General features: G+C 49.6%; 1 protein-coding gene. It reads left to right on the forward strand.

All coding sequences use genetic code 11. The annotated features are described in order from the left end of the window. Positions 1–20: 20 nt before the first annotated feature. On the forward strand, positions 21–629 hold a 609-nt coding region (locus ACTHUT_RS21505; RefSeq protein ID WP_440419843.1), incomplete at its 3' end, for a trimeric intracellular cation channel family protein.

The following is a 629-nucleotide window of genomic DNA, read 5'->3' on the forward strand; positions in this document are numbered from 1 at the left end:
CTGATGAATAAAACATATATATGAATACAACCGACTTCATTCAAATCATTGGGACAGCTGCGTTTGCCATTTCCGGCTATTTGGTCGGCTACAACAAGCGATTGGATGTACTCGGTGTCGTCATTACTGCGTTACTGACGGCTGTCGGCGGCGGCATGATACGCGATGGCTTGGTCGGCCGGATTCCGCAAGTGTTTTTGCAAACCGATGCGCTGATTGTTGTGTTTGCCACGCTTGCTATCGCATGGTTGATAAGGGTGCAACGCTATCGCAGCACCTATTTAGCCGCTGCTTTTATTATTGCCGATGCCATCGGTTTGGCAGCGTTCAGCATTACCGGCGCACAAATCGGTATGGCCTTGCAGCTCAATTTGTTTGGCGTTATTTCTTTGGCTTTTGTGACTGCCGTTGGCGGCGGTATTGCGCGCGATATTTTGGTCAATGATGTGCCGATGATTTTGCGCACCGACCTTTACGGCAGCGTAGCCATTTTGATTGGCGGGCTGATTTATCTGTTCGGGCATTTGGGCTGGATTAATATTTTTACGTTAAACCTGCTCTTTGCCGGCGGATTGTTGTTTCGCCTGACTGCATACCGTTTCCATTGGCAACGTCCCGGGTTCCAACGC

This window comes from Neisseria sp. P0022.S010 (genome assembly GCF_051956635.1).